We start from the raw sequence: 19,430 nt of genomic DNA on the forward strand, positions 1-19,430 counted from the left end.
TTATTTCTGCTTTCCCTTGAAACGCCACTGAAAACGCAACTTGTCATAAAAGGGAAATTCGATATTGAGGATGGCAAAGCCCATCAAAGCTCCTCCGATAACATCTGTTGGATAGTGCACGCCCAGATAGACTCTGGAAGCCATAACAGTGAAGATATAGACCAGAAGCAGGCCTTGTACCAAGCGCTTGATTTTTTGGTTTTGAATCCGTTGCTGAGCGATAATAATCAAGGTCCCAAGAACAATGGCTGTCGCCATGGAATGTCCGCTCGGGAAAGAGTAACCGCCCTCTTCGACCAAATGCGAAATACTGGGCCGACTTCTGTGGTAAACGAGTTTAATCAGCTTAATCAAAATCCCATGTAAGACCAGATTTCCCGCTAGCAAGGCAGCTTCCAGCTTCCATTTTTTATACAGGAAAAACAGGACAAGAGCTGAAACCCAGATGATAATCCCCATCGGATCAATCACACTGGTTACAAGTTTGAAAAAAGTCGTCAAAGCTGCAGGTAAGTCTCCCCGAAGCCAGGTCTGAATCGGGGTGTCAAAGCTGGCCAGCTGCTCAGGATAAAACTTGACCATGTAGCCTAGCATGACGAAAAGTAAAAGGGCAAAAGAGCCCTTTGTTAGATAAGATTGTTTATTTTTCATAGCGTTTTAGGACGGGCTGCAAGAGCGTGTAAATTAGCCAAAAGACAGCAGCCCAGATCACTCCTTCTAATAGGTTAAAAGGGACAATCATAGTCAGCAGATACTTGGAAAGACCAAATGCTTTATTAATATCAAAACCAGCAAACCTCGCATAGAGAGGAACTGCATAAATAACATTTAAAACGATCATAGTTACAGTTAGACCAAGCGTTGCTGCCAAAGAAGCCTTTACATAGTCAAACAAGCTCTTCCTTTTTTTCCATAAAAGTGAAAAAACAGAAACAAAGACAGCTACCGCTAGTATATTCATGGGTAGACCGATTAGAGTACCTACACCATTATTATTCAAAGCTAGCTTTAAGACAGAGCGAATCAAGAGCACTGCCAGAGAGCTTTTTAAATCCAAGACCACCAAAGCCAGTAAAATCGGAATAATTGAAAAATCCAACTTTAAAAACTCGGTTATCAAGGGAATCTCATAAAGCATGAGTAGAAATGATAGAGCAGATAAAACTGCTACAATCGCCAATTTACGAGTATTTGTCATCACAGGTTCCTCCAATTTATAAAAATTAGAGAAGCCGGAAAGGCCACTGAAAAAAGGCTTGTCAGCTAATGATTATTTAGTATAAGGCTCAGCCCTTAAATAAAGATTAAATGGCAAAATAAATTCAATGCCCTTCGTCTTCTCCCATCCAGACTATACTGTCGGTTGTGGAATCTCACCACATCAGCTTGCGCTCGCGGACTTGATTTGGCATTGAGAAAAAATTTCCAATCCAAAAATTACCGCCGGTCGGGAATCTCACCCTGCCCTGAAGACATCATTATCATAACAAAAAAAGCCTGCCAGAGCAAGCAATTTGATTGATGTAATTAAAAATGTTTCAACAATAGTATTCTATCTATTAGGAAAATTTACTGCTTAGATACATTCATTCCGCTACTTCAGCTTGTCCACTTCATACTCATGTACCAAATCTAAGCCAGCAAAATTCTGCTGGCGCAGGGCTTCATAGACAATCATGCAGACCGCATTGGAGACATTGAGACTGCGGACATGCTGGTCGTTCATGGGAATACGCAGAGCCTTTTCAGGATGTCGACGCATAAATTCCTCTGGTAGTCCCTTGTCCTCACGACCAAACATAAAATAATGAGAGCCTTCTACAGCAAAATTCTCCTCAGAATAGACCTTCTCTGCAAACTTAGAAATCAGATAAAGACGGCCATCCATCTGCTCCATAAAATCGGCCAGACTATCATAGTAAGTAATATCCAGCTTATCCCAATAGTCCAATCCCGCACGCTTCATCTTGCGGTCATCAATGGGAAAACCCATGGGTTTGATGATGTGAAGCGGCGAATTAGTCGCAGCGCAAGTACGGGCAATATTGCCGGTATTCTGCGGAATCTGAGGCTCAAAAAGAACGATATGATTTTTCATAATAAGAATATTTTTCCTAGTATTTTTCCTAGTATTTTTCTTTAGATAAAAAAATAGCCACACTGCCCGGAGTCAAGCTCAGCAAACAGCGTGGTTAAGGCTTCATTAACTTACATCACAACAGGTTTGAGGTAAACCAATGAAGGTACTCATTTAGTATAACACTTTCAGCCTACAAGTCAATAAAAACGGCTCAAAAAATTCTAGTTTTTTTTAAATTTTCATAGGAAGACACCATTTTTGTAAAAAAATATTCGGAATTCTATAAATAACTAGACTATTCTGTATTATATAGATGAAATTTAAATGAAAAAAGAGTATGATAGATACATACTTTGGAGGAATCTAAACTTATGAAAATTATCGTTGTTGGCGGCGGGAAGGTCGGAACGGCCCTCTGTCGCTCCTTAGTGGCTGAAAAACATGATGTTATCCTGATTGAGCAGGATGAGGCTGTTCTCAACCAGATTACCAAACGCTATGATATTATCGGTATTTCTGGCAATGGTGCCAACTTTAAAATCCTAGAACAGGCGGATGTTAGTCACTGTGACATTTTCATCTCTATGACCGAGCATGATGAGGTCAACATGGTTTCAGCAGTCCTAGCCAAGCGGATGGGGGCTAAGGAAACTATCGTCCGAGTGCGCAATCCTGAGTATTCCAACCCTTACTTTAAGGAGAAGAACATCCTGGGCTTCTCGCTGGTGGTCAATCCTGAGCTCCTAACTGCTCGCTACATCGCTAATATCATTGACTTCCCTAATGCCCTGTCAGTAGAGCATTTTGCCAATGGGCGGGTGGCACTGATGGAGTTCAAACTTAAGGAAGACAGTAATCTCTGCCAGATGAATATTTCCCAGTTCCGTAAGAAATTTGGAAATATCATTGTTTGTGCTATTGAGAGAAAAGGGCACTTGGAAATTCCTGACGGCGACTTCACTTTGGAGGCCGGAGACAAGATCTATGTAACAGGTAACCGCCTAGACATCGTTCAATTCCACAATATGGTACGCCCTAGAGTGGTTAAGAGCCTGATGATTATCGGGGCTGGCAAGATCGCTTATTACCTACTCAATATTCTCAAGAATAGTAAAATCGAGCTTAAAATCATTGAATCCAATCGCGAGCGGGCAAACTTTTTCAGTCAGGAATTTCCTGATCTCTATGTCGTCCATGGAGATGGTACTGCCAAGGACATCCTGCTGGAGGAACGCGCCAATAACTTTGATGCCATCGCTACCCTGACTGGTGTGGATGAGGAAAATATCATCACTTCCATGTTCCTTAATAATCTAGGTGTACAGAAAAACATCACCAAGATTAACCGGACTAGTTTGTTGGAAATTATTGATAACCAAGATTTTGCTAGCATCGTGACACCTAAAGGTATCGCTGTTGATACCATTATGCACTTTATCCGCGGTCGCTACAATGCTCAATTCTCTAACCTAGAAGCTCTGCACCATGTAGCCAATGGCCAAATCGAAACCTTGCAGTTCCAAATCAAAGAAGAAAACAAAATGACTGGTATTCCTCTGTCTCAGCTTCATCTGAAGAAAGATGTCCTGATTGCGGCCATTATCCGTCAAGGCAAAGCCATCTTCCCTACCGGCGATGACGACCTGCAAGTCGGAGATAAGATTATCGTTACTACTCTGCTGCAAAATATCACGCAGATTTACGATCTGTTAGCGAGGTAGGCCCATGAATAGATCTATGATTCGCTACCTGCTGGCAAAATTACTGCTGATTGAGGCGGCACTGCTGATTGTGCCCATTATCGTAGCTCTAATCTACGGTGAGCCCTTAAAAATCTTTCTCTCTATCGGGGCGACCATGGCCATCCTACTAGTTTTAGGTGGCATAGGCTCTTATTTTAAGCCCAAGGACCTACATATCTACGCCAAGGAAGGTGTGCTGATTGTAGCCCTTTGCTGGATTCTTTGGTCCTTCTTCGGAGCCCTGCCCTTTGTCTTCTCTGGTCAGATACCGGACATCATTGATGCCTTCTTTGAGGTCAGCTCCGGCTTTACAACTACGGGAGCAACTATTCTCAACGATGTCGGCGTTCTCTCTCATTCGCTGCTCTTCTGGCGCAGTTTTACTCACTTAATCGGAGGGATGGGAGTGCTGGTCTTTGCCCTAGCTATTATGGACAATGCTAAAAATGGCCACTTGGAGGTCATGAAAGCAGAAGTTCCGGGCCCAGTCTTTGGCAAGGTTGTGTCCAAGCTCAAGAGTACGGCCCAAATCCTCTATATCATCTATCTGGCTCTCTTTGCTATCTTTGCGCTGCTTTATTTCCTAGCGGGCATGCCCCTCTTTGACAGTCTGGTCATTGCCATGGGAACAGCTGGTACGGGCGGATTCACCGTATACAATGACGGTATCGCCCACTATAACAGCTCGCTGATTACTTATCTGGTCAGCTTTGGAGTTTTAGCTTTCGGGGTCAACTTCAACCTCTATTATTATCTGCTGATTCGTAAGTTTAAGGCCTGCTTTGGTGATGAAGAGCTTAGGGGCTATCTCTGGATTGTCTTTCTTTCCACAGCCTTGATTGCCTTTAATGTCTTCCACCTCTATCAAGGCTTTGCCAAGAGCGTGGAGATTTCCTTCTTCCAGGTAGCCAATGTCATCACAACAACTGGATTTGGCTATGGCGATACGGTCAAGTGGCCTCTCTTTTCTCAGGTTATCCTGCTCCTGCTCATGTGTATCGGGGGTTCGGCTGGATCAACCGCTGGGGGATTCAAGGTTATTCGGGGGATTATCATTTCCCGCATTGCCAAAAATCAAATCCTATCTACCCTATCACCTAATCGGGTCCTAACCATGCATGTCAATGGTGCAGTCTTAGACAAGGATACCCAGCACAAGGTTCTCAAATATTTAGCAACCTATGTTTTGATCGTGCTGGCACTCATTTTCATCGTCAGCCTGGATAACAACAATCTCATGACAGTTGTCAGTGGTGTCCTATCCTGCTTTAACAATATCGGTCCTATGATTGGGACGACAGATAATTTTTCTATCTTTAGTCCTTTTTCTAAACTTCTGCTGGCCTTTGCTATGATTGGCGGTCGCTTGGAAATCTACCCGATTCTCCTGCTCTTCCTGCCTAAGACTTGGTCTAGAAGATAGGAAATATTCGGAGAATATAGATATATATAAAAGTCACACTAGCTAAATAGCTAGTGTGACTTTTTTCTTGAATTATTTCTTCTCAAACTGAAATGGTCCGGTACAGGATCCTCTCCCGACTGAGACCAGGGATGACATCGGAGAATGCGCGCCAAGCCCATCAAAACTCCTTTAGCACCATGCTTCTGGATAGCCTCTATCATATAGTTAGAGCAGGTGGGCCGAAAGCGGCAAGATGGAGGGAAAGCAGGGGAGATGAAGCGTTGATAAAAGCGGACAGGAGCAATAAGCAGTTTCTTTATCATTTCTTGGTCTTGGTTACAGCCAGTGTATGCAGCTGGCTGACTTCTTTTTTACTGAGCTTACGATACTCACCAGGCTTGAGGCCAGTTAAGTCCAAATGACCAAAGCGAGTCCGTGAAAGCTTATCTACTTGCAATCCGACTGCCTGGAACATCTTCTTGACCTGATGGTTACGGCCTTCGTGGATGGTCAGCTGAACGACCGAGCGATTTTTCGCCGGATCAACCTTGATAATCTCATAAACCGCTGGCTTGGTTTTGCGCCCCTCTATCTCAATACCGCGAGTCAGAGGACGAAGAACTTCTTTATTGGCCAATCCTTTGACACGGGCTACATAGACCTTATCAATCTCATTGCGGGGATGAATCATCTCGTCGGTAAAATCCCCGTCATTGGTCAGAATGAGGATGCCAGAAGTATCCCAGTCCAAACGACCAACCGGATAAATCCTCTCCTTGACCTGAGGCAAGAGCTCCACGACCGTCTTACGTCCCTTGTCATCACTGACAGAGGAAATGACCCCGCGCGGCTTATTGAGGAGGTAATAAACCTTCTCTTCATTGTAGATAGGTTGGCCTTCTACTTCCACACGATCGCCAGACTTGACGTTTGTCGCCAGTTCTCGTACCACTTGGCCATTTATACTGACCTTCCCCTGCCTGATTAGCTCTTCTGCCTTACGGCGGCTGGCTATCCCAGCATGAGCGATGTATTTATTGATTCTCATCGATATCTGTCCTTTCAATAAAGAGCTGGCTTTCTTCAGCAACTAGCTCTGTTTCTTCAACAATCGGCAGTTCATCTAGGTGATTGATCCCCATATAGTCTAAGAAATAATCCGTTGTCACATAGAGATTTGGCCGGCCAATGACTTCTTTTTTGCCATCCTCTCGAACCAGTTCAAAAGCCAAGAGCTTAGCCAAAGCACCGCTGGAATTAACCCCGCGGATGTCATCTATTTCAACCCTTGTAATCGGCTGCTTATAGGCAATGATAGACAAGGTCTCCAGTGCTGCCCGCGACAGACTTTGATTGATTGGCGCCCGTGAATAGGCCCGCAGAATCTCAGCAAACTCTGGCTTTGTGACCAGCTTGTATGTCTTTGAAGTTTCCAGCAGGGTCAGGCTAGAGTCTGGATTGGCTTCATATTGCTCAGCCAACTTCTCCAAACTCTGAATAACCCCGGTCGGCGGCAAAGAAAGGATTTCTGCCAATTGATGAACTTTGAGTCCATCTTCTCCCGCCACAAAAAGCAGGGCTTCAATCTCTGCTAACTTACTCATTTCCTCTTCCTACTAAATAAATATTTCCAAAATTTTCTTCCTGAATGACTTGTACTTCCTGCACCTTGACCAATTCCAATGTCGCTAGAAAGAGAGTAATAACTTCATTCATGTCCTTGGTCTCTGCAAAAATCTCCTGCAGAGCCAGACGGCTCTTACCAGCACAGCGCTGACGCACCACATCCATCATGTCCTCAATCTTGTACTCATCTCGCACAATGGTTGTATGGCTCTTAGAAAACTCCTCTTGCTTCTTGGCGATAACCTTGGAAAAAGCCAAGAAAAGATCAATTGTTGACTTGTCATGCAGGAGCTCAGCGTCTTCATAAACCAGCTCCAGCTTGGGCTTAGAATAATAAAGCGCCCGGTCATCATGCTGGAGCGACATTTTCTCACCTAAGAGCTTGAACCTACGGTATTCCTCAATCTGGCTCAAGAGGTCTTGCTCCAAATCATCTTCCAGTTCAGCATTATCCGCCACCTTAGGCAGAAGCTTGCGGCTCTTAATCAGCATGAGCTGGCTTGCCATGACCATGTACTCGCCCGTCACTTCCAGCTTCATGGCCTGCAAAGTAGCCACATAAGCCAGATACTGCTCGATGACCTCTGTAATGGGCACATCATAAATATCCACCTGGTACTTAGATACAAGGTGGAGCAGCAGGTCCAACGGGCCTTCAAAATCTTTTAATTTGATATCCATTTTTATCTGTATTTTTCTAGTGTAATCATGGTTTTCAAGCCCAAATCTTGGGCAATATCATAGAGGCCAATCCCTTTCTCCCGCTGACGCAAAATAAACTGCTCACGCAGGCTTTGGGCAGATAGACTGGCTTGTCCCTGCTCAATCAAGAAAGCCTCTAGCTGACGGAAGCCCCATTGACGAGAATAGGATTTGCCGTTTTTCTCAAATAAATATGTCCCTGTCAGATAGTCTTCTAACTCAACCGTCAGACTCTCAGGAATCTTGATAACCCGCTTCTGACCGGCCTTTTCAATCTTCAAAACCTGAAAATCAAGATTGACATCTGCCACTCTGACCTGCAAAATCTCGCTGGGCAGCAAGCCCATTTCCAAGATAAGAAGAGCCATCAGCCGCCCCCTGGGAACGCTTGATTCCTGCCAAAAAGCAGACAAATCTAGCAGTTCATTTTCCTGCTCCTTCGATACGGAGACCTTGGGCAGGACCAAGCGGTGAAACTCCTCAATAAGCTGCTGCTGATAAAGGAAGTAGAGAAACTGATTGACTGCTGAGAGCTTCCGCTTCTGAACAGCTGCCTTAAAATCCTTGATAGAGGCCTGATAAATCCGCAGATTTGTCTCGGTAATCCGGCCATGTACTTCCTCGATAAACTGCTCCAAATCATAAGAATAGGCAATTTTAGAATTTTCTGAGATGTTTTTTTGATTTAAAAACGGTCTAATGTATTCTTTCATTTTTTGCGAATTTCGTACTTTTTGCTAAAGCCGTGCAACAAGGAATTGACAGCTTTCAAAATGGACTTTCTAGTAATAATTCCGTAAAAATGCTGATCCTCGCCCACAACCGGCAGGAATGACTCGTCGACCAGCTTATGAAGTACATCTGATACAGTATAATCTGGCTCAACTGTCAAGTCGTCCATTTTAGTCATATGGACGATGTCTGTCATCATGAATTCCTCTTCTGGCAAATCATGGCGCATGCGATAGGACATGATGTCTGTCAGGGAAATCGTGCCAACAAACTTTTTATCTGCCGTCACGACTGGTACACGTGAGTATGTCATCTGGCTCAATAGTAAGATAGCATGATCCACATTGTGGGTGTCAATCATAACCGCCAGATTTTCCCCAGGCGTCAAAAAAGTTTCTTCATGTTGCAGCAGATAGTCTTCAAATTCCTTAGAAATCATCGGCTAAACTCCTTGGACAAGCTTGGATAAAGTTCATGATTTCGCGTATAGTAATCAACTTTAAAGCGGTCATCATCAATCTCTACCTTAGCGTAGAGGCGTTCGTTGATCAGGCCACGTGGCTGGCTGATGGAGCCCGGATTTAGAAAAAGCGTTTTGCCTTCCATTCGAGCATCTGGGATATGCAGGTGCCCATAGAGGCAGATGTCTGCATTAACCTCTTGCGCCCACAAATCCAGCTTTTGAAAAGAAAAGTTGATATGGAAAAGATGCCCGTGAGTCTGTGCAATAATGGTTCCCGCCAAATCCGTCACCAAGCGTTCTGGATAGCCGTCGTAAAAGTCCATATTCCCTGCAACAACCTGAATCCCTTGCCATACCTCATCATCAGAAGGAAGCTCAGAATCTCCGTTATGGAAAATCGCATCTACCTTCCCAATATAATGATTCCTAATTTCTTCTACAATAGCACGGTCGCCATGAGAATCACTCATGACTATAATGGTTTGCTTTGCCATGCTGGAAATACCTCCACTAATTTCTTAACTGCCTGAGCCCGATGGGATTGCGCATTTTTTTCTTCCATCGTCAGCTCAGCAGACGTTTTTCCTGTTTCTCCCACTAAGAACAAAGGATCATAGCCAAAGCCATTTTCCCCTTTTGGCTCATGAGCAATGTAGCCCGGCCAATCCGCTTCAACTACCAGAGACTCCCTGTCAGGACTAGCCACCACAAGGGTCGTATGAAAATGGGCCGAGCGGTCCTTGACATCAAAAACCATAGCCAACTCATGCAGGAGCTTGATGTTGTTTTCATCGTCTGTCGCGCCTACTCCAGCGAAGCGAGCCGACCAGACTCCAGGCAAGCCGCCTAAAACATCGACCTGCAGACCTGAATCGTCAGCTAGCACCATTTTACCGGTCAGCTTACTGATTGTCTCTGCCTTGAGCCGTGCATTTTCCTCAAAGGTGGTTCCAGTCTCTTGCACTTCTGGCAAGTCAGGATAATCATTGAGATTTTCAACCTTGTAGCCCAGCTTATCAAAGAGTTTGCGAAACTCTGCTGTCTTTCCTTCGTTACGAGTCGCAATCAAGATGGTATCTCCGACAGCCATCTCTGACTCCTGCCCTTGGCCAAAAAAGTCGGTCATCTTAACTCCATCTTTAGACAGGAAGAAGACTTTGCGCAGCAAGTCCTTTTCTGTAATCAGAATAGCTCCCTTATGACTGGTTGCCTTAAAATCCCGCTCCTGGCGGTCGTTAATCATATTGAGGACAAACTGAATATAGGACATGGGCGAGCCGTATTTGACCACAACTGTGGTAAAGGCGTTGTATTCTTCATCCAAATCCCGCTCAATCAGCTCACTCAACTCTGCATCTATATGCTCCAAGAGCCTGTATGGGATGTCGTTGAAATGATAGCCAGCCTTGCGAAAGCGGGTCCATTCTCCGATATACCAATTGTTCTCGTCAATGTATTCATAAATTTTATTTGTCATAAGCTTACATGCTCCACATTCACTTTCAGGCCCAGCCAGCTTTCCGCAATCTCCGAAAAGCTCTTGGCATTGGCAGTTGTGTAAAATTGGTGATTGAGCTCCTGTTTTTCCCGACTGCGGTTGATTTCAAAGTAATTGAGCAGGACAGAAATATCCCGCACGCACTCTGCCCCACTATCAATCAGCTTCACGTTTGGTCCCATCCTATTTTGAATAATAGACCGGAGCAAGGGATAGTGGGTACAGCCCAAGACAAGGGTATCTACTCGGCCAGCCAGAGGCTGCAGGGTTTCATAGACCACTTTTTTGGTAAGACTGGAATGAAGTTCATTGGACTCTACCAGAGGTACAAACTTAGGGCAGGCCAAACTTTCTACCTGCATCTCTGGCGAGAGCGCTTCAATCTTCTGACGATAGATATCAGAGGAAACGGTCATTGGTGTTCCAATAACACCGATGCGGCCGCTGGCAGTTGACTTAATAGCTGCACTAGCCCCTGGCAGAATCACGCCCAGTACTGGAATATCCAGCTTTTCCTTCACTTCTTCCCAGACAACAGCAGTCGCTGTATTGCAGGCAATGACAATCATCTTAACATCCTTGGTCAGGAGGAAGTTGACCAATTGCCAGGTATAAGCGCGAATCTGCTCAGCAGGCCTTGGACCGTAAGGAGCCCGCGCTGAATCTCCGATATAAATGACCTCTTCGTGGGGGAGCTGCCGCATGAGCTCACGGACTACAGTCAAACCGCCCACTCCTGAGTCTAAAAAACCGATTGGTCGATTATCCATAAGGTCTTCTTTCTAAAACAAGGGACTGGAAGCCGATTCCAAATCCCCATTTTTTTTTATAGATTTTCTCTACTGGTATTAAAAACCAGCCTCTAGAAAATTATTTTTTCTTTTTGCTCTTAGCAAGCGCAGCTTTCTGCTGGCTGATAATTTGACGATAAACTTGCTGTACTTTCGCTTCATTTGGCCGTTGACCGCTAGCGCTAAGCAAGGTCCGAACTGCTTCTACATTCAGACGCGGATTTTCTGCAAATTCCTTCTCCACTTGACGACGAAGCAGATACATACCCAAAAGTACGCCTCCAGCAAATGCTGCCAAAATCAAGATAATCTCTAAAAATACATTCATGTCAAAAACTCCTCTATTTCCATTTTTACATTGCTCTTCATTATATCAAATTTTCTCTATTTTTCAAAATCAAAGCCATATAGTGTCGCAAAATAATCTTCTGGTTTTTCTGCCCGACGAATCATGCGAACATTGCCATCTTGCTCCAAGAGAATTTCGCTGGAGCGGAGCTTGGCATTGTACTGATAACCCATAGAGAAACCATGAGCACCAGTATCGTGAATCACCAAAGTATCACCGATTTGGCTGACGGGTAGCGGTCGATTAATAGCAAATTTGTCGTTATTCTCGCAGAGGCTGCCGACAACATCCACAATCTCTGTCTCACCCTCAGGTCGATCCATATTAGTAATGTGGTGATAAGAGCCATACATGGCAGGACGCAGCAGATTGACTGCAGAGGCGTCCACTCCCAGATAGGTGCGGTAGGTCTGCTTCTTATGGGTAACCTTGGTGACCAGCAGGCCATAAGGTGCCAACATAAAGCGGCCCAACTCCGTATAAATCTTGACCTGTCCTAGACCAGCCGGTGTCAGAATAGCTTCATATGCCAGACGAACTCCCTGACCGATGACCGCAATGTCATTTTCCTCGCCATCAGGCTGGTAATTGATACCAACACCACCAGAGAGATTGATAAAGTCCAACTCAACTCCTGTCTCAGCCACTACTTCTACAGCCAGCTCAAAAAGCTGACGAGCCAGTTCAGGATAGTAGTCATTGCTGACAGTATTTGAGGCCAAGAGAGCATGAATCCCAAACTTCTCAGCTCCCAACTCATTGAGCTCTTTGAAAGCTTGAATCAGCTGGTCCTTAGTCATACCAAACTTGGCTTCTTCCGGATTATCCATGATGCTGGTTCCCAGCTCAAAGACACCACCAGGGTTGTAACGGCAGGAAATAATCTTTGGAATACCCGCGGCTTCCTTTAGAAAAGCCACATCTTCATAGGCATCCAGATTGATAGTCGCTCCCAAGTCACGCGCAAACTGAAATTCCTCAGCTGGTGTGTTATTGGACGAAAACATGATATCCTGTCCAGCAAAGCCCAGCTTTTGGCTCATGAGCAGCTCAACATAGCTGGCACAATCCACCCCACAGCCTTCTTCTTTGAGGATTTTTAAAATAGCAGGATTGGGAGTGGCCTTGACGGCAAAATATTCTTTAAAACCTGGATTCCAAGAAAAGGCCTCATGCAGGGCACGCGCTCTTTCCCGAATTCCCTTCTCATCATAAAGATGGAAAGGTGTTGGAAACTGCGCCGTAATCTCCGCTAGCTTTTCACGACTGACAAAAGGAGTTTTCATACTATTCTCGCTTTCTATTTGCTGGCTTTATTATACCATAAATCCATAGGAGAAACAAAAAGCACTGGGCAAGCGCCCAATGCTTTAGTCTTATTTAGCTGAGTTATTTGTTTCTTCCAAAAATACGCAACAAGCTGAGGAAGAGATTAATGAAGTCCAGATATAGATGCAGAGCCAGAGAAATTGCCCAGCCATTTCCTGGATTGCCATTGGTCTGCTCATAGACATAGCGGATTTTCTGATTGTCCCAAGCGATGAGTCCTGAGAAAATAAGGACACCAACGATACTGATGATAAAGTCCAAGCCACTGCTTCTCAAGAAGATATTAAGGAAGCTAGCAGCAATAATACCAATCAAACCGGCCATACATGCTCTGCCCATTCCGGAAAGATCCTTCTTGGTCACCTTGCCGATGAAGCCCATAGCAAAGAACATAACGGTCGTTGTCAGAAAGGCTAAGAGAACAGTTGACTGAAGATACAGCGCCATGATAATACTTAAGGTGAAACCATTGATGGCTGAATAAGCTAAAAACATAGGCAACGCCGCTGGGCTATTGCTCCGAGCAGTTCCAGATGCTACCAACACAAGGATAAACTCAACTGCAATAGCTGCATAGAAAATCCAAGTGGAGCCTGTCAGAACAGAGATAATAATGTCCTGAAAGAAGTTTAGCATCAAGAGGGACACGATTGCTGAGATTCCGATACCGACACCAACGATAGAATAAATCTTAGCATAGAAAGAATTAATATCTGATTGATCTTGAATAATAGAATGATTCATAGTTACTCCTTTTATAATAAAACATTTACGGTTTCAGCATCTTTCGATGAAAGAGCTTGCGATTACCGCCCTTGCGTCTCCATGGTGCCGTTGCTTCTTTGACGGCCCAATACTTGTCCACCATCGTCACAATATAAGACTCCTTATAGCGCGGCGGAGCAATGGTCGCCCCCCACATATGCTTGACGATAATATCCTCTTCGACTTTATTAAGCTTGGTAATCTTACGAGCATTGCGAACTGCCAGACGGGGATGCACCCAGGCATGACTCTTCTTAAACTTGGTTACACGCCAGTCATAGTAGAATAAGTCATGAAGCAGGGCACCGCGTGCTGTGCTGCGGGCATTCCAGCCAAATTTTTTGGCAATTCTGTAACTAGTATAACTTACATTGATGGAATGTTCAAGTCTATTGGAATGAATATGATGGGGAATTTCTTTCAGTCGCTGAACACTAGGCTTTTCAATCAAGTGCCCAACATAGGCCATAAATTCCTCGTCCTTTTTGTAAGGCATAGAATCACCTCCCTTGCCAACTATTATATCTCTTTTTCTGATTTTTAGCTTAAATGAAAGATTAAAATACCAGCAGCAACAGCAACATTGAGACTTTCTGCCTGCCCCTTCATGGAAATATGGACCAGAATATCAGCTGCTGCCGTCATTTCTGGACTAATCCCCTGCCCTTCATTGCCCATGACTAGGACAAAGCTCTCTTTGCTGTCTACCTCTCTGTAATCGATAGATGTTAACGATAAGGTCGACGCTAGAATTGGCAGACTGGAAGACTGAGCCAGCCTAATAAAATCAGCCGTATCCATCCGATAAACTGGCAGATGGAAATGGCTCCCCTGCATAGAGCGCAGCGTTTTTAGGTTATAGATGTCTGCCGACGAGCTAGAGATAAAAACCCCGTCAAAACCAGCTGCATCCGCAGTCCGAATGATGGTGCCGACATTACCTGGATCCTGAACGTCCTCCAAGAAAAGATAGCGTCCACTTAACTCCGATGGTATTTCTTCCCTTTCAAAAGCCACTTCTGCGACAATCCCCTGTGGCGTCTTACTATCAGCCAAATCTGCTAAAATCTCTGGACTGACAAAGATTACCTGAGAAAACTCAGCCAGCTGCTCTGCGTATTCCGCTAAAGCAAAAATTTGAATCAGCTCTGCCCCGCTGCTGACAGCTTCCTCAAATAAATGCCAGCCCTCGATCAAATAAGAATCCTTGCGGTATTTTTTGTGATGAAGTTTTTTAGCTTTTTTTACCACATTATTGGCTTTTGAGGTTATAATATTCATAAGAACATTATACCACAATTTAGCAGACTTGCACTCATACTGAGGGCTTAAATCCCCTCGGTCCGCTCACTAAAGGAGGATGCCATGCAAAAAGTGAAAATGACAGCCCAAGGACGGGTACAAGGGGTTGGATTCCGCTGGGGAGTCTATTCTCTAGCGCTGGAAATCGGAGGTATTACCGGCCGGGTCTGGAACAACGACGACGGTACTGTTGGCATTCTGGCTCAGGCTGATGACCCAGCTCTGATGGCCAAATTTATCCAGGAAATCCGCAAGGGACCGACACCTTTTTCTAAGGTCAGTTATTTGGACGTAACCATGGCTAATTTCGACTCCTATCCTGACTTTAAAATTTCAAATTAGGTCTGCAGAACTATTGTATATTTTGCAAAAAAACAGTAGAATAGATAGGTATTACTTTTTAGAAACAAAGGATATAAACTCGTGAAACATTTCAAACGCTTTTTATTCTCCGGTATGGGACTGGCTGCCCTTCTTTTCCTGTCCGGCTGTGTAGGCCGCGACAAGGCCGGAAATCCTTCTGGTCTGATCTGGGACGTGATTGGTCAGCCTATGGCAGATGGTATCCAATTTTTCGCCAAGAATTCAGGCCTAGGCTATGGTCTGGCAATTATCATCGTTACGCTTATCGTGCGGATTATCATTCTTCCGCTGGGAATCTATCAGTCTTGGAAGGCGACGCTTCAGTCTGAAAAGATGAACTACTTTAAGCCGATTTTCGCCCCAATCCAAGAGCGAATCAAAAATGCTGAGACTCAGGAAGAGAAAATGCAGGCTCAGCAAGAACTGATGGCTGCTCAAAAAGAAAATGGACTCAGCATGTTTGGCGGTATAGGCTGTCTGCCTCTGCTCATCCAAATGCCTTTCTTCTCAGCCCTCTTCTTTGCAGCCCAGTATACTCAAGGAGTTGCAGGCAGTTCCTTCCTCTGGATTAAAGACCTGGCCAAAAGCGATTGGGCTTTGACTGCCATTGTCGGTATCCTCTACTATATCCAGTCAGTGCTCTCTCTGCATGGCATTGAAGATGAAACTCAAAGAAACAGCATGAAACAAGCTTCTTATATGAGCCCTATCATGATTGTTGGTTTCTCATTCTTCTCTCCTGCTGCAGTTACTCTCTACTGGGTAGTCGGTGGATTTATCCAAATCATCCAGCAATTTATCATCAACTATATCATTCGACCTCGCCTGAGAAAACAGGTAGCAGAGGAATTTGAAAAAAATCCTCCTAAAGGTTTGAAAAAAGCTAGCCGGGCTAAAGATGTTACTCCAAAAGCTCAGCCGGCTATTGAGCCAAAGAACAAAAAGAAAAAGAACCGCAATGCTGGTAAGCAACGGTCAAGATAAAGAAAAATTCTTCTAGCTAATACTAGAAGAATTTTTTTAATCTCGAGTAAGGATCAGCGTAATCGATACAAAAAACTCAGCAAACAAAGCAATAACTGATGAACGAGGTGACTCTATCACAGTAAAACGGTAAAGCCAATCAAGCCCTTCTTATATGAAACCCAAATCCTGCCCTTGAAAATCCGCACCAGACTTTCTGCCATGGATAGACCAATTCCGTAGCCAGGCTGCTTCTGATTGTGCGATTCATCCTCGCGATAAAAACGGTCAAAGAAACGACTGTAATCAACATTTTTGCCGTCAGCATAGCTATTGGCCACCGTCAAACGGGCTCGTTTCCCCCGCTTAGCCTTGGTCAGAGTGACAAAAATTTGCCCATCTTCGTCACAATACTTGCAGGCATTGTCAATCAGGATACTAACCAATTCATAAAGTTCATCTTCAGTTGCCTTGACATGGATATCTTCCTGCAGCTTGATCTCGTACTTCTTGCCTGCCTTATCGATGACAGACTTGAAGTTCCCAGCCACTTTTTTGACAACTTCTGAGAAATTCACATCTACCAAGGTAACATCTGGCTGCTCTTCCAGACGGGCCAGAACGACCATTTGATTGATTAGATTACTGAGACGCTTGACCTGGTCCTTGGTGCTTTCTGTCCATTCATTTTCGCCAGTCATCAGCTCTTGCAGCTCCGTATTGGCTGAGATGATTGCCAATGGCGTCTTCAGTTCATGTCCCGCATTAGTGATAAAACGTTTTTGGTTTTCATAGTTTTTGATATAGGGACGGATGGCAAAGTTGGAAAATCCAGACACGACTAAGACAAAGAAAATAAAGCTATAGAAACACAACTGGATAGACAGCCAGAAAAAGTCATTGCGGCTTTCGAGATAATTAGTCGAATCTAAGACCACCAGTAAATAGCGCTTGGTCTTGGAATCCTGCGTTATCTGGTAAGAATAAAATTGACTGCCTACCTTAAAAACTCCACTGCTACGACTGTCCTTAATCACTTTGTTAGCGTAGCTAAGCGCCTGCTCCTTAGATAGATTGGAAAGATGGTCTAAGTTGGTGGAGTAAAGTGTTTTGTCTTCCTTATAGACCACGCTGAAATAGCGGTATTGGTAGATGGTATCAATGGTGATACGGTCATTTTGCAAGCTCTCTGCTGTTTCTTCTACGCTGGGAAAATCTCCATTATTGGCAGATAGAATATTGAGAACGGCTTGGATTTCTCCGTTGGTCTGCAGAAAGCGAACGGAGTTTAAGACAGCAATCATGGTCAGCAAAATACAGACAATAGCCACCGAAGCCAGCAGGATGAACCGAATTTTAAGCTTCCGAAACATGGCTATCTCCTTCCAGCGGCACCAGAGTGAAACTGCCGCCTTCCTCACCCAAGATAGCAAGGTCAGCATGAATAGCCTTCAGCTTCTGACGCAAATAGGATATATAAATCCAGACGAAGCCCTCATCTAAATCCTCATCCTCGTCATTAGCCCAAACATGACGAAAGATTTCCTGAGTAGAAAGACTCTTCTGGGCATTAAGCATAAGAAATTCCATCATTTTAGATTCCTTACCGGCTAGGCGGATAGAGTTGGAACTGATGAGCTCATGCTCTCCGACATTGAGGCTCGTTTGGCCAATCTGCAGCAAATTGGGGGTGAACGTCGCTACCCGTCTGGACATGGACCGCAGGCGAGCCAGAAGCTCTTTCAGAGAGAAGGGCTTGGTCAGATAATCATCTGCACCGGCATCCAGCCCTGTGACCTTGTCATCTACCTCCGACATAGCTGTCAGCATGATGACATGGGTAGTATTGCCGGTTTGGCGGATTTCTTTCAGCGCTTCAATTCCTGTCTTGACCGGCATCATGATATCCAGAATCATCAAATCATAGGCATTTCCCTTGACCAAGTCCACAGCTTCTTGCCCATCAAAGGCTGTATCGACTTGATAGCCTTCATGGGTCATCGCCGTTTCCAAGACACGGGACAGCTGTTGCTCATCTTCAGCTAATAAAATCTTCATCATCTCACTCACTTTCTCGAATCAAATTGCGGATGGTCTGCATGGTCACATCACAGGAAGCCAGCTCATCTGCACAGCGTTTCAGCTCGCGGACAATCCGCTTGCTGTCTTTAATCTCATGCTTGTACTTCATCTGATGCTCTAAGCTGGCCCAAGAATCCATAGCAATGGTTCGAAGCTGGATTTCTACAAAATAGCGGCCAGGATTTTGACCATGACAATCCTCATAAGGAGTCTCCACCTCTAATATCAAGTGGTAGGAGCGATAGCCATTAGGCTTGGCAGCTCGGATATAGTCCTTTTCCAGAACTATCTCACAGCCCTCCAGCTGACGAAGCACCTCAATGGTCTGATAGATGTCCTCGATAAAACCGCAAACAATCCGAATCCCAATTGCATCACGAATTTCTTTCAGGGCAGACTCTGGCGCCCTAGGCAGATTCTTGCGTTGACATTTCTCTTCCATACTGGCTGCCTGCTTGACCCGTGCATTAAAATGCTCAAAAAGCTTCTGCCCCGTTTCCTGCTTGACTCGATCATTAGCCTCTTGAATACGCTGACTAAGATCATCTAAAATCTTGGGCAGATAGACGCCGTATTTCCCATAAATATCTTGCTCTTGCATACAGTTCTCCTACTTTTCTAGCTTATTCTCATTATAGCATAACCATCTGTCTTTTCTCTATTTTTCCCCTGCTCTTCTTATCTAGCCTACACTCTCTGTCTTAAAAGAAACGAAAAAAGAACCAGTCTTCTAGCCAGTTCCTTTTAATACTTATTAAACGGTTTTTTCAACCTTGAGAATTTTAACGTCGTAGCTGCCAACCGGTGTTTCGACTGTTGCAGTATCACCTGTTTTCTTACCAATCAAAGCTTGTCCAATCGGGCTTTCATTAGATACCTTGCCTGCAAATGCATCTGCACCAGCAGAACCAACGATAATGTAGACTTCCTCTTCGCTTTCGCCTACTTCTTGGATAGTAACTGTTTTTCCGATAGCTACTTCATCCTTGGCTACAGCATCACTGTTTACAATCTCAGCGTAGCGGATCTTGGTTTCCAGACTAGAAATCTGTCCTTCCACAAAAGCCTGTTCGTCCTTTGCAGCTTCGTATTCACTGTTTTCTGACAAGTCGCCGTATGAGCGGGCAATCTTAATACGTTCTACCACTTCTGGACGACGCACCAATTTCAATTCTTCTAATTCTTTTTCTAGTTTTTCCTTTTCCTCTAGGGTCATAGGATAAGTTTTTTCAGCCATT

25 protein-coding genes and 1 riboswitch are annotated in these 19,430 nt (G+C 44.5%); of the genes, 4 read left to right on the forward strand and 21 right to left on the reverse strand.

Going from position 1 to position 19,430, the window contains the following annotated elements; translation table 11 throughout:
* From RWS24_RS06855 to RWS24_RS06865, 3 genes are all read right to left on the reverse strand, one after another.
* Entirely contained in the window at nucleotides 1-651 is a 651-nt protein-coding gene (locus RWS24_RS06855) for a phosphatase PAP2 family protein (RefSeq protein ID WP_314366293.1), read from the reverse strand.
* On the reverse strand, nucleotides 641-1,198 hold the full coding sequence (locus RWS24_RS06860) for an ECF transporter S component (protein WP_314366337.1): 558 nt from the start codon (nucleotides 1,196-1,198) through the stop codon (nucleotides 641-643). Before RWS24_RS06860 ends, RWS24_RS06855 begins: the two co-directional genes overlap by 11 nt.
* 132 nt (nucleotides 1,199-1,330) lie before the next feature.
* Nucleotides 1,331-1,478: riboswitch (FMN riboswitch) on the reverse strand.
* 116 nt (nucleotides 1,479-1,594) lie between these two features.
* Nucleotides 1,595-2,098 carry a tRNA (cytidine(34)-2'-O)-methyltransferase gene (locus RWS24_RS06865; RefSeq protein ID WP_314366295.1) on the reverse strand — a complete coding sequence of 168 codons (504 nt, stop codon included), beginning with the start codon at nucleotides 2,096-2,098 and terminating at the stop codon, nucleotides 1,595-1,597.
* Between the two features lie 353 nt (nucleotides 2,099-2,451).
* Here RWS24_RS06865 and trkA point away from each other — a divergent pair, with 353 nt between their 5' ends.
* Nucleotides 2,452-3,801 (forward strand): Trk system potassium transporter TrkA, encoded by a 1,350-nt coding sequence (gene trkA, locus RWS24_RS06870; protein WP_176798518.1) that lies wholly within the window; start codon nucleotides 2,452-2,454, stop codon nucleotides 3,799-3,801.
* 4 nt (nucleotides 3,802-3,805) lie between these two features.
* Complete coding sequence (locus RWS24_RS06875; protein WP_314366299.1) at nucleotides 3,806-5,245, forward strand: TrkH family potassium uptake protein; 1,440 nt, start codon at nucleotides 3,806-3,808, stop codon at nucleotides 5,243-5,245.
* A 50-nt stretch (nucleotides 5,246-5,295) separates the two neighbouring features.
* On the opposite strand, the gene yidD is transcribed toward RWS24_RS06875, so the two are convergent.
* The 14 genes from yidD to RWS24_RS06945 all read right to left on the reverse strand — a co-directional run bounded on the left by yidD (nucleotide 5,296) and on the right by RWS24_RS06945 (nucleotide 14,763).
* Nucleotides 5,296-5,550 (reverse strand): membrane protein insertion efficiency factor YidD, encoded by a 255-nt coding sequence (gene yidD / locus RWS24_RS06880; RefSeq protein ID WP_125341035.1) that lies wholly within the window; start codon nucleotides 5,548-5,550, stop codon nucleotides 5,296-5,298.
* A complete protein-coding gene (locus tag RWS24_RS06885) occupies nucleotides 5,547-6,275 on the reverse strand; it encodes a pseudouridine synthase (protein ID WP_002909097.1) in 729 nt (242 codons plus the stop codon). The genes yidD and RWS24_RS06885 overlap by 4 nt, the downstream gene beginning before the upstream one ends.
* Complete coding sequence (gene scpB / locus RWS24_RS06890) at nucleotides 6,262-6,831, reverse strand: SMC-Scp complex subunit ScpB (RefSeq protein ID WP_002894610.1); 570 nt, start codon at nucleotides 6,829-6,831, stop codon at nucleotides 6,262-6,264. Before scpB ends, RWS24_RS06885 begins: the two co-directional genes overlap by 14 nt.
* Complete coding sequence (locus RWS24_RS06895; RefSeq protein ID WP_002905143.1) at nucleotides 6,824-7,534, reverse strand: segregation/condensation protein A; 711 nt, start codon at nucleotides 7,532-7,534, stop codon at nucleotides 6,824-6,826. Before RWS24_RS06895 ends, scpB begins: the two co-directional genes overlap by 8 nt.
* Before the next feature lie 2 nt (nucleotides 7,535-7,536).
* The gene (gene xerD / locus RWS24_RS06900; RefSeq protein WP_048772963.1) at nucleotides 7,537-8,268 is read right to left on the reverse strand and encodes a site-specific tyrosine recombinase XerD; all 732 of its coding nucleotides are present in this window, start codon (nucleotides 8,266-8,268) and stop codon (nucleotides 7,537-7,539) included.
* Nucleotides 8,265-8,726, reverse strand: a complete 462-nt coding sequence (gene cbpB, locus RWS24_RS06905) for a cyclic-di-AMP-binding protein CbpB (protein WP_314366308.1) — start codon at nucleotides 8,724-8,726, stop codon at nucleotides 8,265-8,267. Before cbpB ends, xerD begins: the two co-directional genes overlap by 4 nt.
* Entirely contained in the window at nucleotides 8,723-9,244 is a 522-nt protein-coding gene (locus RWS24_RS06910; protein ID WP_002905880.1) for a metallophosphoesterase, read from the reverse strand. Before RWS24_RS06910 ends, cbpB begins: the two co-directional genes overlap by 4 nt.
* A complete protein-coding gene (locus RWS24_RS06915; protein WP_314366311.1) occupies nucleotides 9,223-10,227 on the reverse strand; it encodes a nucleoside-triphosphate diphosphatase in 1,005 nt (334 codons plus the stop codon). Before RWS24_RS06915 ends, RWS24_RS06910 begins: the two co-directional genes overlap by 22 nt.
* Nucleotides 10,224-11,018 carry a glutamate racemase gene (gene racE / locus RWS24_RS06920; RefSeq protein WP_314366312.1) on the reverse strand — a complete coding sequence of 265 codons (795 nt, stop codon included), beginning with the start codon at nucleotides 11,016-11,018 and terminating at the stop codon, nucleotides 10,224-10,226. The genes RWS24_RS06915 and racE overlap by 4 nt, the downstream gene beginning before the upstream one ends.
* Before the next feature lie 100 nt (nucleotides 11,019-11,118).
* Nucleotides 11,119-11,367: a YneF family protein gene (locus RWS24_RS06925; RefSeq protein ID WP_311154930.1), complete on the reverse strand. Its 249-nt coding sequence runs from the start codon at nucleotides 11,365-11,367 to the stop codon at nucleotides 11,119-11,121.
* Between the two features lie 56 nt (nucleotides 11,368-11,423).
* Nucleotides 11,424-12,674, reverse strand: coding sequence for a diaminopimelate decarboxylase (locus RWS24_RS06930; protein WP_314366314.1), 1,251 nt, complete (start codon nucleotides 12,672-12,674; stop codon nucleotides 11,424-11,426).
* Nucleotides 12,675-12,777: 103 nt separating this feature from the next.
* Nucleotides 12,778-13,461 (reverse strand): Bax inhibitor-1/YccA family protein, encoded by a 684-nt coding sequence (locus tag RWS24_RS06935; RefSeq protein WP_002913238.1) that lies wholly within the window; start codon nucleotides 13,459-13,461, stop codon nucleotides 12,778-12,780.
* A 25-nt stretch (nucleotides 13,462-13,486) separates the two neighbouring features.
* Nucleotides 13,487-13,978, reverse strand: coding sequence for an HD domain-containing protein (locus RWS24_RS06940; protein ID WP_126435229.1), 492 nt, complete (start codon nucleotides 13,976-13,978; stop codon nucleotides 13,487-13,489).
* Nucleotides 13,979-14,022: 44 nt separating this feature from the next.
* Nucleotides 14,023-14,763, reverse strand: a complete 741-nt coding sequence (locus RWS24_RS06945) for an RNA methyltransferase (protein ID WP_126435228.1) — start codon at nucleotides 14,761-14,763, stop codon at nucleotides 14,023-14,025.
* Between the two features lie 84 nt (nucleotides 14,764-14,847).
* Here RWS24_RS06945 and RWS24_RS06950 point away from each other — a divergent pair, with 84 nt between their 5' ends.
* Complete coding sequence (locus tag RWS24_RS06950; RefSeq protein WP_049553182.1) at nucleotides 14,848-15,126, forward strand: acylphosphatase; 279 nt, start codon at nucleotides 14,848-14,850, stop codon at nucleotides 15,124-15,126.
* Between the two features lie 81 nt (nucleotides 15,127-15,207).
* Nucleotides 15,208-16,131 (forward strand): membrane protein insertase YidC, encoded by a 924-nt coding sequence (yidC, locus tag RWS24_RS06955; RefSeq protein ID WP_314366319.1) that lies wholly within the window; start codon nucleotides 15,208-15,210, stop codon nucleotides 16,129-16,131.
* Nucleotides 16,132-16,247: 116 nt separating this feature from the next.
* On the opposite strand, the gene RWS24_RS06960 is transcribed toward yidC, so the two are convergent.
* The 4 genes from RWS24_RS06960 to greA all read right to left on the reverse strand — a co-directional run bounded on the left by RWS24_RS06960 (nucleotide 16,248) and on the right by greA (nucleotide 19,429).
* Nucleotides 16,248-17,483, reverse strand: coding sequence for a HAMP domain-containing sensor histidine kinase (locus tag RWS24_RS06960; RefSeq protein WP_314366320.1), 1,236 nt, complete (start codon nucleotides 17,481-17,483; stop codon nucleotides 16,248-16,250).
* Nucleotides 17,467-18,168 carry a response regulator transcription factor gene (locus RWS24_RS06965; RefSeq protein ID WP_314366339.1) on the reverse strand — a complete coding sequence of 234 codons (702 nt, stop codon included), beginning with the start codon at nucleotides 18,166-18,168 and terminating at the stop codon, nucleotides 17,467-17,469. The genes RWS24_RS06960 and RWS24_RS06965 overlap by 17 nt, the downstream gene beginning before the upstream one ends.
* Nucleotides 18,169-18,172: 4 nt before the next feature.
* The gene (locus RWS24_RS06970) at nucleotides 18,173-18,793 is read right to left on the reverse strand and encodes a GTP pyrophosphokinase family protein (RefSeq protein WP_002894585.1); all 621 of its coding nucleotides are present in this window, start codon (nucleotides 18,791-18,793) and stop codon (nucleotides 18,173-18,175) included.
* A gap of 153 nt (nucleotides 18,794-18,946) precedes the next feature.
* A complete protein-coding gene (greA, locus tag RWS24_RS06975) occupies nucleotides 18,947-19,429 on the reverse strand; it encodes a transcription elongation factor GreA (protein ID WP_002894584.1) in 483 nt (160 codons plus the stop codon).
* Between the last annotated feature and the right edge of the window lies 1 nt (nucleotide 19,430).

This window comes from uncultured Streptococcus sp. (genome assembly GCF_963528215.1).
Taxonomy (GTDB): Bacteria; Bacillota; Bacilli; order Lactobacillales; family Streptococcaceae; genus Streptococcus.